The 15184-nt window shown below is 45.4% G+C and carries 13 protein-coding genes; 5 read left to right on the top strand and 8 right to left on the bottom strand.

Annotated features, from left to right (window positions below; translation table 11 throughout):
- Positions 1 to 35 precede the first annotated feature (35 nt).
- Positions 36 to 785 (top strand): class I SAM-dependent methyltransferase, encoded by a 750-nt coding sequence (locus KS4_RS08235; protein WP_145076919.1) that lies wholly within the window; start codon positions 36 to 38, stop codon positions 783 to 785.
- A 113-nt stretch (positions 786 to 898) separates the two neighbouring features.
- Here the strand turns inward: KS4_RS08235 and KS4_RS08230 are convergent, their stop codons facing one another.
- Both KS4_RS08230 and KS4_RS08225 read right to left on the bottom strand, forming a co-directional pair.
- Positions 899 to 1216, bottom strand: coding sequence for a hypothetical protein (locus tag KS4_RS08230; RefSeq protein WP_145076917.1), 318 nt, complete (start codon positions 1214 to 1216; stop codon positions 899 to 901).
- A gap of 217 nt (positions 1217 to 1433) precedes the next feature.
- Entirely contained in the window at positions 1434 to 2159 is a 726-nt protein-coding gene (locus KS4_RS08225) for an NAD(P)H-hydrate epimerase (protein WP_200761709.1), read from the bottom strand.
- Positions 2160 to 2404: 245 nt separating this feature from the next.
- On the opposite strand from KS4_RS08225, the gene KS4_RS08220 reads away from it, so the two are divergent.
- Both KS4_RS08220 and KS4_RS08215 read left to right on the top strand, forming a co-directional pair.
- Positions 2405 to 3052 (top strand): acetyltransferase, encoded by a 648-nt coding sequence (locus KS4_RS08220; RefSeq protein ID WP_145076913.1) that lies wholly within the window; start codon positions 2405 to 2407, stop codon positions 3050 to 3052.
- A 130-nt stretch (positions 3053 to 3182) separates the two neighbouring features.
- Positions 3183 to 5996 carry a family 20 glycosylhydrolase gene (locus KS4_RS08215; RefSeq protein ID WP_145076911.1) on the top strand — a complete coding sequence of 938 codons (2814 nt, stop codon included), beginning with the start codon at positions 3183 to 3185 and terminating at the stop codon, positions 5994 to 5996.
- Positions 5997 to 6072: 76 nt separating this feature from the next.
- On the opposite strand, the gene ispF is transcribed toward KS4_RS08215, so the two are convergent.
- The 3 genes from ispF to KS4_RS08200 all read right to left on the bottom strand — a co-directional run bounded on the left by ispF (position 6073) and on the right by KS4_RS08200 (position 9105).
- On the bottom strand, positions 6073 to 6552 hold the full coding sequence (gene ispF / locus KS4_RS08210; protein ID WP_234698870.1) for a 2-C-methyl-D-erythritol 2,4-cyclodiphosphate synthase: 480 nt from the start codon (positions 6550 to 6552) through the stop codon (positions 6073 to 6075).
- A gap of 77 nt (positions 6553 to 6629) precedes the next feature.
- Positions 6630 to 7676, bottom strand: coding sequence for a hypothetical protein (locus tag KS4_RS08205; protein ID WP_145076909.1), 1047 nt, complete (start codon positions 7674 to 7676; stop codon positions 6630 to 6632).
- A gap of 34 nt (positions 7677 to 7710) precedes the next feature.
- Entirely contained in the window at positions 7711 to 9105 is a 1395-nt protein-coding gene (locus tag KS4_RS08200; protein WP_145076907.1) for a sigma-54-dependent transcriptional regulator, read from the bottom strand.
- Between the two features lie 111 nt (positions 9106 to 9216).
- On the opposite strand from KS4_RS08200, the gene KS4_RS08195 reads away from it, so the two are divergent.
- Positions 9217 to 10089: a menaquinone biosynthetic enzyme MqnA/MqnD family protein gene (locus tag KS4_RS08195; RefSeq protein ID WP_145076905.1), complete on the top strand. Its 873-nt coding sequence runs from the start codon at positions 9217 to 9219 to the stop codon at positions 10087 to 10089.
- A 36-nt stretch (positions 10090 to 10125) separates the two neighbouring features.
- Positions 10126 to 11661: a hypothetical protein gene (locus tag KS4_RS08190; protein ID WP_145076903.1), complete on the top strand. Its 1536-nt coding sequence runs from the start codon at positions 10126 to 10128 to the stop codon at positions 11659 to 11661.
- Positions 11662 to 11674: 13 nt separating this feature from the next.
- Here KS4_RS08190 and KS4_RS08185 read toward each other — a convergent pair whose 3' ends face one another.
- Genes KS4_RS08185 through KS4_RS08175 form a run of 3 tightly spaced genes read right to left on the bottom strand, consistent with a single transcriptional unit; the run spans position 11675 to position 14972 of the window.
- The gene (locus KS4_RS08185) at positions 11675 to 12343 is read right to left on the bottom strand and encodes a hypothetical protein (RefSeq protein ID WP_145076901.1); all 669 of its coding nucleotides are present in this window, start codon (positions 12341 to 12343) and stop codon (positions 11675 to 11677) included.
- Between the two features lie 22 nt (positions 12344 to 12365).
- Complete coding sequence (locus KS4_RS08180; RefSeq protein ID WP_145076899.1) at positions 12366 to 13553, bottom strand: DegT/DnrJ/EryC1/StrS family aminotransferase; 1188 nt, start codon at positions 13551 to 13553, stop codon at positions 12366 to 12368.
- A 60-nt stretch (positions 13554 to 13613) separates the two neighbouring features.
- Positions 13614 to 14972, bottom strand: a complete 1359-nt coding sequence (locus KS4_RS08175) for a hypothetical protein (RefSeq protein ID WP_145076897.1) — start codon at positions 14970 to 14972, stop codon at positions 13614 to 13616.
- Between the last annotated feature and the right edge of the window lie 212 nt (positions 14973 to 15184).

Here is a 15184-nt window from a genome sequence, read left to right as displayed (position 1 = left end):
TTATACAATGTATTGTGTTGAGAATGGAGCGACATATGGATGACTATAAACTGTTGATTGATCTTCATATTGATGGCACAAGACAGGGGCCGGGCGGTGAAGCGGAAACAAATCTGGCGATGACATTGGCTGGTCTTGATCGATCAAAGTCACTAAGGATTTTGGATATTGGGTGCGGCACAGGCGCGTCTACGATTCAGTTGGCGAAAGAGTTAGATGCGGAAGTTGTTGCGGTGGATTTCCTGGAGGATTTTCTCGAGGCACTTAAGAAACGGGCGAATGGGCATGGTGTTGCGGATCGGATTGAAACGTTGAATTGTTCGATGGATGCGTTGCAATTTGAGGATGAAGCGTTTGATGTGATCTGGTCAGAGGGGGCGATTTACAACATGGGGTTTGAGAATGGGATTGCAGAATGGAAGCGGTTAATAAAACCAGGCGGGATTATGGTTGTTTCTGAGATTACCTGGTTAAGTGAAACCCGGCCAAATCAATTACAGGCGTATTGGGAAGGCGCATACGCTGAGATTGATACGGCTTCAGCCAAGATAAATGCATTGGAACGTCATGGGTACTGCCCGAAAGGTTACTTCTACTTGCAGCCACATTGTTGGTTGGAAAATTATTACATGCCGATGCGTGATCGTTTTCCAAGTTTTATCGAGCGGTACGATCAAAATGATGAATCGCTAGCGATTGTTGAGGCGGAGAAAGAAGAGATAGCGTTGTATGAGAAATATCACTCGTACTATAGCTACGGGGTCTATGTCGCACAGAAGATTTGAGCAACGGAAGTAGAGATGAAGAATATTGCTCACGGATGAATTTTGAAATAAGGCATAAAAAAACCTCGTAGCTTCACGCTGCGAGGTTTTAAATTTATCTGTTTTGCTGCAGATTATGCAGAAGCGATTTCGAGGAAGCGAGCAACTGAGCCGAGGTCTTTGATGACGTCGTAGGTTGCTTTGATTGTACCGGTTTCACCGATGTTGCCCTTAACGTTGCGGATCTTGATCATGCGACCCGAGTAAAGGCGGCCACCACGAGGCTGTGGATTGTAGTTAGCCTTACGGGTGTCTTTGAGGCGCTTGTTGTCGGCGACAGCGTCAGCGTCTTTGGAAAGGATGCGAACGAGTGTCTTGCGGGCGGCTTCGGAAGTAGGTTGCTTCACGACTTTAATATTGATGGTCGAACCGGTTGCGATGTTTTCCAACATTTTCAGCGTCTTTCGAAAATTCTGTGTTTTTGACCATATTAGAGGCTGGTTAGCCGTGGCCTGTTGGTCAGTACGCGGGACTGAGGCGATCAGGATTGCTGATGGCGGGGGCGTCCCGTGGGTTTGTAGCGTAACTATTTTAGGCTGTACAGATGTATGTAAAGCCAGTGAGCGGGGTATTTTGGCAGAAGGAGGAAGGGTCGTCAAGTTTGGGGGGTTAAGAGGCGGCGTTTGGGGGGATGGTGGTGGATTGCAGAATATACGCAACGAGTTGCGGTGGCACGCCGATGGGCGCGACGTGTAGATGACCAAGAAAAGGGGTGGCGGAGGGTTGTTTAAAGCCGATTTTTGGTGCCACGAAGGTGATGGTGTGATGAGCGGTAATGGTGGCGTTTGAGGGGGCCCCGGCATCGATTTCAAGGCCTGAAGGGGTATCGATGGCGATAATGGTGGGGTGCTGTAGAGAGTTGATGGTGTTAATGAGCGTGTCGATTGGAGATCGGACGGAGCCAGTGAAACCGGTGCCGAGGATGGCATCGATGACAATATGAGCATGGGCGAAGGTTGGCCGAGCGGCTTCAATCTGGGGTTTGGATTGAATAGGGATGATGGGAATGTCCATTTTTTGGCATATTTTGGCATTGGTCAGGGCGTCGCCGGTGAGCTTTTTGATCGGTTTTACTGCGTAGAGGGTTAAATTGAGTTGGTTGTTGTGGAGATGGCGAGCGATGGTGTAACCGTCTCCAGCGTTGTTGCCAGAGCCGCAAATGATGGCAATCTGGGCATCAGATGGGGTAATGTCATGCTCAGGGAGTATGAGTTTGCGGATGATATTGGCGGCATTGCGGCCGGCATTTTCCATCAGGACGATGGAAGGGATGCCTAGTTGGGAGATGGCGAGCTGATCAACAGAACGTACTTGGGCGCGTGTGAGATAGGTCATGGATGCGGTCCGTGAAAAACTGGAAGTATGATTGCGACAATACATGATATCGCGGCAATGGATGGATGTGGATGAATGATTCTTGCAGGTAAGGTGTGGGTTGTAGGATTTGGGGGATATAAAGGGATTGGGATGCGGGATGGTGGTTATGTTTAGGAGAGGGTTATGATGAGCGTGTGTGGGATGAGCCGATAATTGGCTGAGAGTTGGTATGAAAAGGATCACGTAGAACGAGGAATGAAGCGATGACAGATCAGATTAAAGAAAAGGGTCAGGGGGCGCTGCTGATTTATGGTGCTGGTGGACATGGCCATGTGATCGCAGAGGCGGCAAAGTTGGCGGGGTTTCAGGTTTTGGGTTTTGTGGATGATGAAGCAAAGCTGGGTGATGAGATGAGTTTGCCGCTATTTCAGCTGAATGATGAGCGGGTTGTGGGAGCAGCGATTATTGTGGCGGTGGGAGACAATCTGGCGAGAAGACGGATCACGAGTGATTTGGTTGCTTCGGGGCGGCATCTTGCCAATGTGGTCCATCCAAGTGCGATGGTGAGCGAGAGCGTTGGTATGGGGCAGGGCGTATTTGTAGGAGCGGGCTCGATCATCAATAGCTGTGCATTTTTAAGAGATGGCGTGGTGATCAATAGCGGAGCTGTGGTAGAGCATCATTGCCAAGTGAATGAATACGCGCATGTAGGGCCGGGATGTGTGATGGGCGGTGGCGTGAGTGTAGGAACATGCGCAATGGTAGGGCTTGGCAGCAGGGTATTACCACGAGTCAAGATTGGGGCGTATGCGACAATTGGTGCGGGGGCAGTGGTCACAACGGATGTACGAGAGAGCGCTCGTGTTGTGGGGATGCCAGCAAAAGAATTGTCTCAAGTGAGTGCGAGCTGACTATCGGGTTGACGGAGGGGTGAAAAACTAGTTAAATCGTTATTAACCAGTGGGTTCCTTGGATTGTTTGTTCCCTGCAGCATCCGAGAAGGTGCTTTATGCATTGCGCTGAACGCGCTGGAGATAACTGATGAATTTAGAGAGACGAGTCGTCTGGTCGCATGTCATATTGCCGATATTGGCAATGGCGTGCTTTTTTAATGTCATGAGCCAAGCGGTTGCGGCTGAGGGAGAAGGTTGGGCGATCGATTTCAATCAGAAATCGGGGTTGTCGGTTTCGTATGACGGGGTGCCGGTGATTTGGAAGTCATCGTTGTATGTCGTTAAGCCGGGCTGGTTGGGAACGCTTTACGGCGAAGGTGCCCATAAAACAACTATCGAGCGATTAGACTCGAACGGTAAACAGGTTGTGAAAGCTGTTGGGAAATCTGATGCGTTCACCGCGGAGTACACCATGACTGTGGTGGATGCGAGAACCGTTGAGATTACATTTTCTGGCAAGTTGACAACAAATCAGGCTTGCCAAGCTGAGTTTAACATGGGGTATTTCAATGCGAACCTGATCGGTGGCAAGAAGTATCGGGGCAAGAAAAAAGATGGGTCTTCATTCAAAGGCAAAGTCGATGTATATCCTACGAAAAGCGGGATGTGGGAATCTGACTTGGTTAATGGTGCCAAAAAATATGTATTCGACAGTACACTTGGCGAATTAACCATTGATTTTGATGCGCCGCAACGCGTGCTATTTTTTGACGCAAGAAACTATACATCAGGCTGGTCGAAAGTAATGCCTTTGTTCTGGGGTGGCTACAACGTTGAGCCGGCAGGAATGAAGGATGCGAAGAATCTGAAATGGTCGATGCGTCTAACGCTTGATGCTCACAAACAAACTACTGAACGCAAATCGTACAGTGGAAAGTTAGACGGCGTTCAATCGGAAGCGGTGAAAGGGTATGCGAAAACTGGTGAGTTGATCGTGCCTAAGCCTAAGAAAATGAAACAAGGTCATGGGACGGTCATTTTGGGTGATCAAGTATTCTGCGCCATACAGCGTCCTGAAGGTGATGAGCGTTTGGATCGTGCGGTTGCTCGCACCATTGCGATGTTTGATGGAATTGAGCTATCAGAAACACAGTGGGTTAAGAGTGCTGATGACAGTGTCGTGATTCGCTTGTCTGGCAAAAAACTAGGAAAAACAGCGATTGCAGGCCAAACGAGTAGCCGTTGGTATCAAAACGAAGAAGGCTACATGCTTCAAGCGACAAGCGATGAAGTGAAGATCGTATCTTCGACGATGCGTGGCGCGTTCTTTGGCTTGCAGAGTTTGAAGCAGTTACTTCGTATTGATGAACAAGGCTTGGAGTTGCCTGCAATTGAAGTAACTGACTGGCCAGACATGAAGTTTAGAGGAGCGCTTTTCTTCCCGGCAAAATCTGGTTATGAGATGGATCGCAAATTAATTGAGCGCGTATTTGCACCGCTAAAAATGAATGTGGTTGTGATCGAAATCGACAAAATAAAGTGGGATACAAATCCTGCGATGGCGTATCCGGACTCAATGGAAAAAGCTCAGGTACGCGAATTGGTTGCGTTAGCAAGAGAGAATTTTCTTGAGCCGATGCCGTTGGTCAATGTGCCGGGGCATTGTGGATGGCTGTTCAATAATGATCAGAACAAAGATATTTGTGAAGACTGGGATGCAAAGTATGCGGTCTGTACAAAGAATCCGAAAACATTTGAAGTTGTCTTCTCGATTTTCGATGAAGCGATTGAAATGTTCCAACCTAAGATCATGCACATCGGGCATGATGAGGTTGATGCTGCGGGCATATTCCCGAATCCTGCATGTCCGCAATATTCAAGTGATGACAAGGTTGCTGAACTATTCATGGATTTCATGAATAAGAGTGCTTCATATCTTAAAGAGCGTGGTATTCGTTCGATGGTGTGGAGTGACATGATGCTGTTTAAAGGTGAAAGTCCGGATGCTACGAATGCAGAATCGCAAGAGGAAGCAGATTATTGCCGGGAGAATTTGCCTGAGAATGTGATCATTGGCGATTGGCATTATGCGGCGGCTAAAAAGTATCAGAGTCAGTGGATCTTCAAAGAAACTGGTGCTGATACTGTTGGTTGCGTGTGGGCGACACCCGCAAATATTTATCAGATGGCGATGGATGTGAAAGCTGCTGGCAATCTGGGGCAATTGCAGACCATGTGGTGCGGCTTCTTCCCGAATGAAGCGACAATCAAAGCTGCATTCAATCAATTTGCGGGTCATGTGCTAACCGCTGAGTATGCGTGGGGCAATCGTAAGGAGAAGCCTTCTGAGTTGCCTTACACGCAAGGCGATGTGTTTAATCAGTTGTATGCACCGAAAGCTGTTGAGGTCAAAGGTGGTAAACTGATTGACATGAGTCAAGTTGGTAATGTCTCGCGTGCGACCTGGCCGATGGCGGGTACGGGTTATAATCTGAGTGTGTTGCCGGACGATGTGGTAAACATGAAAGGCTACTCGTTTGATATGCGCGGCAAGAAATTACTGATGATCGGTAATAGTTCAGCAACCTCTGCTAAAGCTTATGAAGACGTAACGTTTGATCTTGGTGGTGTCGCAGCGAAGGAAATTGCACTCTTGAATGCTGGCGCATCGAATGTGATGCCTGGCACAGAGATCGCGAAGATGACAGTTGTGTTCGAGGATGGCAATGAAGTGGTTTATCCATTGATGTCGGATGTAAACACAAGTGGTTTGATCGCTGGTAAGACATCAACGACGCTGAATGCGGGGTGGATGGGTAAAGGAGGTGAGGGCGGCCGTATGGTGCTGTTTATCTCAAGCTGGGTGAATGAAATGCCGAGCAAAAAAGTGAAGTCCATAAAGTTTGCTCCAAGCTCGAAACAGGTGGGTTGGATATTGGCGGGGATGACGATTGTCGAGTAATTAAGCGTTAGATCGTAAAAAACAAAGGCTTGCTGATGATTCAGCAAGCCTTTTATTATTCTGATTTGATGGGAAATTAGGATGCAATCAATGTCGTCACAACATGGCAAGCGATTGACCGGTTTTCACCGAGAGAATCGACCTTTTCATGAGTTTTGCCTTTGATGTTAACCTGATCAAGATTGCATTGAAGAAGCTTTGCAAGGTTATTTCGAATTTCATCTTTATGGGGCGAAAGCTTTGGGCGTTGCAGGATGATGGTGATATCCATATTGCCGATTGCATAGCCAGCTTGCTGCATGCGTTTCACGGCTTCCTCGACAAAGATATATGAATCAGCACCTTTCCACTTTGGATCGTTATCAGGGAAAAGCTGGCCGATGTCTTGCTGAGCAAGAGCACCAAGGATGGCATCTGTGACGGCGTGATAGACAACGTCGCCGTCGGAATGTGCGTCGCAACCACGGTCGTGTTCGAGGTGCTCGCCGCCAACGATAAGTTTGTGGCCGGGTTCGAGGCGATGCAGGTCGAAGCCGTGTCCGATTCTGATTTTCATAACATTTCCGTATGCCATGGTGTTATAAAGAATATATAGCTGAATTTACCTCGATCATCCAAGGTATCTATGAAAATTTAGCTTCCGTTTTCTTTGTCGTAAATTAACTGCAAGTCATCTTTATCACGATGAAATGAATCAACTTGCCTTAATGATCCAATATAAATCATTTGTAATAATTTATCATCGAATATTAATATATTCGAACTGTTATCATACCGCCATTTTTTCCAATCTAGATTCAATTTTCTAGCTAGACTCAATAGCTCCATTGTAATTTTATGATCAAGCTCTAAAAGACCAGTTACTAGATCGAGCGCACTATTCATCTGCTCATCGAATAAATTGGTTTTTTGATAATCAACTTCATTTTGTGATAGCCCGAGATCCAACAAACGTACTTCAAAATCTTTTTGGTAATTTTCAATCAAATTAATAGAAGTGGTATTAAGATGGTCAATCATTGTAATTCTATCAATGACTACTTGTAATTTCTCTTGTGTATTACAATGATCAAATAGTCCTGAGTTTTTGTTGGGATACAGACTTTTACCAATCGGGTCTATTTGAGAAGTAAAAATCTTAACTTCATTGCGCAAATCATAGAATACAACTTTCGATAGTTCATCGAAGCTATTTGTTTGTTGCATTATCAATTTGTATTTTTTACGCTGTAAATTATGCAATGTATCCATGTGCATAGTTACTTTTTGCTCATCATAGTTTTTGAAATGCAAATTAGATACAACACTATGAAGTTCTTCTTCTTTACTTAAAAAACTTTGGATCTCTAGATTAATATAATCTCGGTCATAAACCCGAGTAAAGAGTGTTACAATTACTAAAATTCCAAAAATAATCCAGAGTATTGCAGTAAGTGATGCAAAAGTTTTGTTAAATACTTTGTTGCTGCCAAAAACCTTACCAGCTAAAAATAATGGAACAAGTAATATTGCAAAAACCATTCCGACGGATAATGTCATTTTAAACAACTCATCATATTCACCTTTGGAAATAATACCCACGTATCCCAAACCAAATATGACTATAAGTGATGTAAACGCCGCTTTACCTGATGAGGTAAAATAAATACCTGATCTATCCACTTCAGTTGATTGCCCCATAATATCTTTCTGAATATTTGTAAAAATGGTATCGTTATTTCAAACCGTATTCTTTGAGTTTACGGTAGAGGGTGCGTTCACCGATGCCGAGCATTTTTGCGGCTTGTTCGCGGTTGCCTGCGTTAATGCGCAGTGCATTGCGGATCGCTTGTTTTTCGATCTGATCGAGTCGAAGGCCGGCTGAATCGTTAATGATGGATGATGTGGTATCTGAGGATGAATCCGAGCCGAGTGCTTGCTTGATTTCTTGTGGAAGGTGCTGAGGATCAAGACGGTTTTCGGTGTTTATGATGACCATATTCTGGACCACATTGATGAGTTGACGAACGTTGCCGGGCCAATCGAATTGCATAAGCATCATATTGAGATCTTCTGCGATCTCGGGTGCTGGTTTTTCGAGTTGCTGTGCGAACTGATTCGCATAGTGACTCACAAGAAGCGGAATGTCTTCACGGCGTTCACGCAGTGAGGGGAGGTGAAGTTCAACGCCTTTGATGCGGAAGTAAAGATCTTCTCGGAATGTACCCTCTTTAACCTTATTCGTGAGATCGCGGTTGGTTGCAGATATGAGACGGACATCGACATGCAGGACTTTGTTTGAACCGAGACGGACGACTTCGCCGGACTCAAGCACACGAAGAAGTTTGGCTTGCATTGGAAGTGGCATGTCGCCGACTTCATCGAGGAAAAGTGTGCCGTTGTTGGCGTACTCGAAACGGCCTTCGCGTTCACGATCGGCACCGGTAAATGCACCGCGAACGTGGCCGAAGAGTTCGTCTTCGAGGATGGATTCGGAGAGGCCTGCACAGTTGAGAGGAACGAATTGTTTTTTTGCGCGTTTGGAGTTGTTGTGAAGCGCTTGAGCTACGAGTTCCTTACCTGTGCCTGATTCGCCGGTAATGAGAACAGGGATGTTGGACGGCGCGACCTGACGCATGGTTTGGATCAGGTTACGGATGGCAGGGGAGTGGCCGATGATGCCTTCGAAGCCGTAGTGTTCGTCAATGCGTTGACGAAGTGAGGTATTCTCGTCACGAAGGAAAACTGTATTAATGGCATTTGAACACAAAGTGCGAAGAACATCTAAATCGATGGGTTTCTCGATAAAGTCAAAGGCGCCGCCTTTGATCGCAGCTTTCGCGGTAGGCACATCACCGTGAGCTGTGACCATGATGGTTTCAGCGTTGTTTTGGGTTTTGCGCGCTTCTGCTAGAACGTCAAGGCCATCTTTTTCACCATCCATTGAGAGATCGGTGACGATGAGATCGAACTGGCCGTGACTGAGTTCATCTTTGGCTGAAGGAAGGTCATGGACAATGGTGCAGACGTGACCAAGACGGCGTAGGCCTTCAGCCATGACTTCCGCATGTCCGACTTCATCATCGACTACAAGTATCTGAGCGGTGGGATTTTCATCTTTTGTGTTCATGATCGGTTGATTCTGTGATGCCCTTACGTGCAGGAAGGGTTCGTGTTATGCTGGGTGTCAGCAGCAGTCAATAGGAGCTGCAAAGGACTCCCAAAGTATACAGAGGATATCATGACTGAGCCTAATTTGCAGACAGTCGGGGCGACGAAAGAGGAAATGAGTGCACAGATATGTCGCGTGGGTTGCGTGAGTTATCTCAATTCTAAGCCGCTGATCGAAGGGCTAGAGGATATTACGGGGGTAGGAGTTTCATATCGTGTTCCTGCTGACCTGATTGAGGAATTAGAAGAAGATAAGGTGGATATTGCTCTATGCCCGGTGATTGACTATTTCCGCTCGCAGGAGGATCTGGTCATGGTGCCTAGTAGTGGGATTGGATGTGCTGGGCAAACACTGACAGTAAGGCTGTTTAGTCGTGTCCCCATTCCAGAGATTACGGAAGTGTATGCGGACACGGAAAGCCACACGAGTGTTGCGCTGCTTAAAGTAATTCTACAAAAAACGTTTCATATCAAACCCAAGCTAGTTAGTTATATTGCGAAAGACCGGAAGGCAGATGGGAAAGATGCTATTGATCCTGAGGCCATGCTGCTGATTGGAGACAAGGTGGTCAATGATGCGCCATGCGGATGCGCTTATAAACACCAACTAGATCTTGGGCAGGCATGGTGGGAGATGACGGGCAAGCCATTTGTCTTTGCTTTGTGGATGACTAAGAAGAATAAATCGCTTGGCCAATTGCCCTTGATCTTGTCTGAGATCCAGATCAAAAATAGCGGACGTATCAAGGAACTTGCTGAAAAATATGCTGAACCACATGGTTGGCCTATGGATTGGGCTGAAAGATACTTAGGAGAAATCTTGAAATATCCAATTGGCCAAAAAGAACTAGAGGGGATAAAAATGTTTGCGGAGTATGCACACGAATTAGGTTTAATTACTGAGCTTAAGAAAATGACGATCTATGCGGGCGAACGCTTTTAGCGCCAAGTAGCGACATGATGGATAGCGGAAACGGGTATGGCGAAAGCGAAAAACGCAAAAGATAATATCGGACATCCGCGTAGACAGCGTATCGCGGCATCTGGCAACAAAGGGTTTCTTTGCAGAGAATTAGAAACGCTAAATCGCCAATTGCTTTATGCACCTGCCAAGCAACGCAAATTGCAGTATCAACGTGCGGAGAAACTGCACGATCAGATTGTTGATGAACAATATTATCCACTTGATTTTGTAGTTTATCGATTAACAGATAGCCGAGTTGGCCATGACGATGAGGTATTGCTAATTGGTGAAGCAATCAAACCTGATTTACGCTTAATGATTGATGCAATTACTCGATCACTTGAATTGGATGGGAATGAGGACACGAAGCCTGTCGTACTAATTAGTGATTTGGCTGACCGTTTTAATGTCAGCACAAAAACCGTAATGCGATGGCGAAAAGAGGGCTTACGGTGGCGACAGGTAAGACTCACTAAAGGTAAAAAAAGGCAAATCGTCTTTACCGAAAAAGCGATTGAAAATTTCCAGAAACAAAATAAAAATAGAATTCACCATGCTGCACATTTCCAGCGTCATGATGAGCAAATTCACATGCAAGTCATTGAGCTTGCCAAATCACATCGTTTATCAAATCCTGATTTATCATTTAATCGGATCGCAGTGCATGTTAGCCGCGAACTAGACTTGGCCAATGAGACAGTTCGCCAGATCATTCGAAAACATGATGACAAAGCTGAAAAGAATGCTGTTTTTATCACGAAGGACAAGGGGATAAAAGCAAAAGAAAAACAGCGTATTATGCGAATGCATGTGTGGGGGATAAAAACTCAGAAAATTGCGAATCGCTATAACCGTTCTCTGAGTACGATCTACCGAATCATCAATGAAGTAAAATATCGTCTCATCTCTGATATCAATATCGATTATTTAATGCTCAATGTGTTCGATCGCGATGATGCAGAGACGGTAATTCGTCGCCAGTCTATTGAAGAAATCGTATCACAGTTGAATCAGGGAAAAGTGACAAGACTTGATTGGCCCAGCTTGCCGAATGATTTGCTTGTTTTTTTAGAACAACCCAGAATATCTGACCAGATTATACGATCTCTATTCGTTCGATATAACTATGTAAAATTCAAAGCCAATCATGTTAGAAGTCAGATTGATGCCAATAATCCAAGGGCTTATGAGCTAAAGGAGTTTGACCAGTATTTACATGAAGGTATACAAATTCACAGCTTATTAATGCGGTATTTCCAGTCCTATATCGGCTCTACCGTAAAACTGCATCTACCTGATTACCAGGAAGCTCCCCTTTGGTTGATTGTTAGATTACTTTTGTGTGCAAGCGCGTGCTTGAGTGATACTTTGAGATCGTATAATCCCAGCCGCTCATCTCGATTCTCCACGCTCTTAAAGAATTACCTCATGAAAGAACTGATTAAAGAGCAACAATCACTGAGAGAAAGCAAAGCAGTCAAACGTGAGAACTCGGATGTACTGATAAAGCGATTTATGATCAACATCAAAAGACTACAGCACGAGCTATGATTAGCCTTACGTACTACGATGTCCATGCATCTGAGTGACTTTCATAGAACATCACGCCTATGAAATAAAAAACGATACAAATCAAGACGAATACAAAACTGTAAGAGCTAAATCTGCCGATCAGCAATATCGGGATTGACACCAAACATGCGATTGGCATCATAATGCATAGTTTACTTAATGTATTGTAATGATGAGCAAAACAACGCATGATGGTGATGAAAGTGGCAACATACCATACTGGACTGATTACGATGAGCGTAATTGCAATAATCATCATCACATCGTGTATAGCTGTCCCCGGTTTAGCGACTAATGCGGCGCTGTAAAGACCAATGTAGCATATCAATGGCAATACGGTAACAATCAAAGGGGTCAGCCAAGACCAAAGGCCTTGTTGTCGTAGCTTACGTGCATCACCAGATGTTAAAGCAAATGTATTAAAATCACTTGGATTGAACGTCCGTCCGCACTCTGGACATTGCCTCGATTTGGTGCCGCGCAAATCATAGCTGCAATCAAGACAATATTTGGCTTTGGTCGTCGTATTTATTTTAGTACCAGGCGCTATCGGGATGGCATTGATGTCTCGGCGAGTGTAGAGATGTGTTGTATCTGTTGCTAAATCATAAGGATCAAAATCTTCGGTTTGATTCGAAGTACCTGTTGTGTGCTGATTCATTATAACCCCGGTGGAATTTTGGTTATCGTTTGAGTAGTTGCTCTCTCTGCAACATGACTTTCAAAGTGTGGCAGACAAGTTCAATTTGCGTTTCGTCAAGATTACTATGGAATGGCAAAGCGATCGTTCGCTGGCTAATCGATTCTGAAATTGGGAAATCACCTTGTTTGTAGCCAAAACTTTGGCGGTAGAATGGCTGAAGATGGATGCATGGGAAATAGTTTGATACACCCACTTCATGGCGGCGCATGCCTGAGATGACGCGATCACGTTCTGTACCGTTGTACTGGTTAGACAATCTGATCACGAATACAAACCATGACGTGGTTTCTTCTGTACCTGGCGCTACATTCGGCAAAATCAGATCGTCCCAATCCATCAATTTTTGCATATAACGTGAAGCAACAACACGGCGTTTTTCGAGAATTTCATCCAACCTCTCCATCTGAGCACAACCTAAGGCACATGCGATTTCCGACAACCTGTAGTTGTATCCAAGACGATCGTGAGCAAGCCATGAACCGCAATTATCGCCGGGTACAGATGACATCGCTGCTGGAGCAGGTGCGCCTTCTGCACGTCCTTGATTTCTAAGTGACCGGCATACATTGGCGAGATGCGAATCATTGGTCACGATCATTCCACCTTCGCCGGTGGTGATCTGTTTATTGGGATAGAAGCCGAATACGGAGGCGCGGCCAAAACTGCCAGCGGGTCGATTCGCGCACATACCACCCAAGGCTTCACAAGCATCTTCAATGAGTGTGATCTCATGAACTTGAGCGATTTGCTCGATGCGATCCATATGCCGTGTGTTACCAAAAACTGGCACAGCGATAATCGCTTTTGTTTTTGGTGTGATTGCCTGCTCAATCTTCGAAGGATCAATATTAAGTGAGGATGGATCAATATCGACAAAAACGGGCTTCGCACCGACCATCAATATGCAATTTGCGGAAGCGATAAATGAAAATGGCGTCGTGATCACTTCATCGCCAGGCCCGATGCCAAGGGCAACCATGAGCATATGCAAACCGCCGGTACCTGATGAGACGGCAATCCCTTCATGACGCTTGCATCGCTCAGCAACCATTTGTTCAAACAGATCACGACGTGGCCCGATGGAGAGACGACCTGATCGTAATGTGTCAACAACCGCGTTAATTTCCTTGTCGGTAATATCAGGTTGACTTAAGGGGATTTCGCTCATGGTTTGATCCAAATTCTTGTGAGAACACAGGGAAAGGTAAAACTAAGAATCATAGGCATCTCAGCGTGCAAGAACCGCAGCAATTGCCTTTTGAGTTTGCTGAGTATATTTCAAATAGAGCCAGGCTGCCTGTATACGCAGTGACTCTCGTAACTCGCTCCCACCTCGAACAATAAGCCCCAGTTCTTCAAGCTGCTTGCGATCAAGCGGCTGACTTTCTCTCGCCTTGATTAACAAGGCTAATGACTCTGCTTCAGCTGATTTATATGAACTGATCTGCTGCACAAGTGAAGAAATGCCAGGGTTTCGAGATCGAACTAATCCCAGCATGATTGCTTGAGTCAGCCTGAAATGTGTTTTGGGATCGTTAGCAATTTCGGTCAATACACTCTTCGCTAACTCAGGATCTTTGTCATATAACGACTGTGATGCAGCTACAGAATCAAGCAATCGTTGTTCTCGATTTTTCTCATTCGCTTTTTCATATGACAGAATAATGCCGAGCAAAATCATATTCGCATTATCTGGCGAAGCGTATTCGCGAGCATATCTTTGCGCCCAATTGATCGCTAAATTGTGTTGCGTCTCAATCAAGGCAATCACTTGGTCAGCGATATCATCGGATTGCAAAGATACGGCTTTCCCCGTCATACCAATCTGCTTAATGAGCGAAATATCAGATTTGCTTAAGTGCTCAAAGATTGCAGGCCCGATGAAAGGCGAAACCGATAGGGCACTATAAGACAAGCGGAGTTTGACTGAAAATTTTTCGGTGCCTTCATATAAATCAAACCAAGCCTGCTCAGCCTCTGGCAATTTAAATCTAAGAGCTGCAATAATCGCTGTGTTACGTAGCTTGATTGGTACATCCGCATCCTTAGCAATTTTCAAAGCCCAGGGAGCATATGCAGGGTACTGATTACGAAGTGTAATCCCAAGTAGTTGCTGCCTGATGGCATCACGCTCAGAATCATCTGTGAGATCTAGATCATTAAGATATTGCTTCCCATCAGGTTGGTTTATTTCATTCAGAATGTATCCCGCTAAGGATCTTCGACCTAGCTTCTTGGATTCCAACGCACCTTTTAGATCGTTAATTGCCTGTTCATCGATTAGATTCAGCTTCCGCGTCATGATCAACAGCTTTACGCCAATATCCAGTCCAGGCCAATTCAGCAATTGCGCCAACTGCTCATCATTGAGTAAATCTGAATCCAGCGCATTTGTAATAATCTGGCCTTGAACGATCGTATCCGTCATCTCAGCAATCGTATTGATATCCACATGGCCCGCGGGATCTATTTCCCCCAGAGCTAAGACGCCGTGAATATTGAGCGTGGGATTGGATGACGCGACCAGAGATTGATAGATGGGTTGTAATTCCGGGTCTTTCAGATGTCGAATTGACTGGAGCAGCATGTGATGCTGTCCTGTTCGAGACGCCCGTGTGGCCGCTCGTAGTAGTAAAACTCCCGAATCGTATGCCGGATCTTGAGCCCGTAAAGGTGACACATAGGCCATACTGAAGGCCAACAGCATCATAATAAACGCTATTTTTGATCGCTTTAGGCGATCAGTCACGGCAGAAATATTGGGCAATTGGTGATGTATCATTAATGACAGTTTAAATG

This window comes from Poriferisphaera corsica, from assembly GCF_007747445.1.
Lineage (GTDB): Bacteria > Planctomycetota > Phycisphaerae > Phycisphaerales > Phycisphaeraceae > Poriferisphaera > Poriferisphaera corsica.
Note: the sequence above shows the minus strand (reverse complement) of the source record. Positions and strands in the feature narration are given on the sequence as shown.

Excerpts from the sequence above, each read along its gene's own strand:
- KS4_RS08235 (WP_145076919.1), top strand. The coding sequence starts at position 36 with ATGGATGACTATAAACTGTTGATTGATCTTCATATTGATGGCACAAGA.
- KS4_RS08230 (WP_145076917.1), bottom strand. The coding sequence starts at position 1,216 with ATGTTGGAAAACATCGCAACCGGTTCGACCATCAATATTAAAGTCGTG.
- KS4_RS08225 (WP_200761709.1), bottom strand. The coding sequence starts at position 2,159 with ATGACCTATCTCACACGCGCCCAAGTACGTTCTGTTGATCAGCTCGCC.
- KS4_RS08220 (WP_145076913.1), top strand. The coding sequence starts at position 2,405 with ATGACAGATCAGATTAAAGAAAAGGGTCAGGGGGCGCTGCTGATTTAT.
- KS4_RS08215 (WP_145076911.1), top strand. The coding sequence starts at position 3,183 with ATGAATTTAGAGAGACGAGTCGTCTGGTCGCATGTCATATTGCCGATA.
- ispF (WP_234698870.1), bottom strand. The coding sequence starts at position 6,552 with ATGAAAATCAGAATCGGACACGGCTTCGACCTGCATCGCCTCGAACCC.
- KS4_RS08205 (WP_145076909.1), bottom strand. The coding sequence starts at position 7,676 with ATGGGGCAATCAACTGAAGTGGATAGATCAGGTATTTATTTTACCTCA.
- KS4_RS08200 (WP_145076907.1), bottom strand. The coding sequence starts at position 9,105 with ATGAACACAAAAGATGAAAATCCCACCGCTCAGATACTTGTAGTCGAT.
- KS4_RS08195 (WP_145076905.1), top strand. The coding sequence starts at position 9,217 with ATGACTGAGCCTAATTTGCAGACAGTCGGGGCGACGAAAGAGGAAATG.
- KS4_RS08190 (WP_145076903.1), top strand. The coding sequence starts at position 10,126 with ATGGCGAAAGCGAAAAACGCAAAAGATAATATCGGACATCCGCGTAGA.
- KS4_RS08185 (WP_145076901.1), bottom strand. The coding sequence starts at position 12,343 with ATGAATCAGCACACAACAGGTACTTCGAATCAAACCGAAGATTTTGAT.
- KS4_RS08180 (WP_145076899.1), bottom strand. The coding sequence starts at position 13,553 with ATGAGCGAAATCCCCTTAAGTCAACCTGATATTACCGACAAGGAAATT.
- KS4_RS08175 (WP_145076897.1), bottom strand. The coding sequence starts at position 14,972 with ATGCTGCTCCAGTCAATTCGACATCTGAAAGACCCGGAATTACAACCC.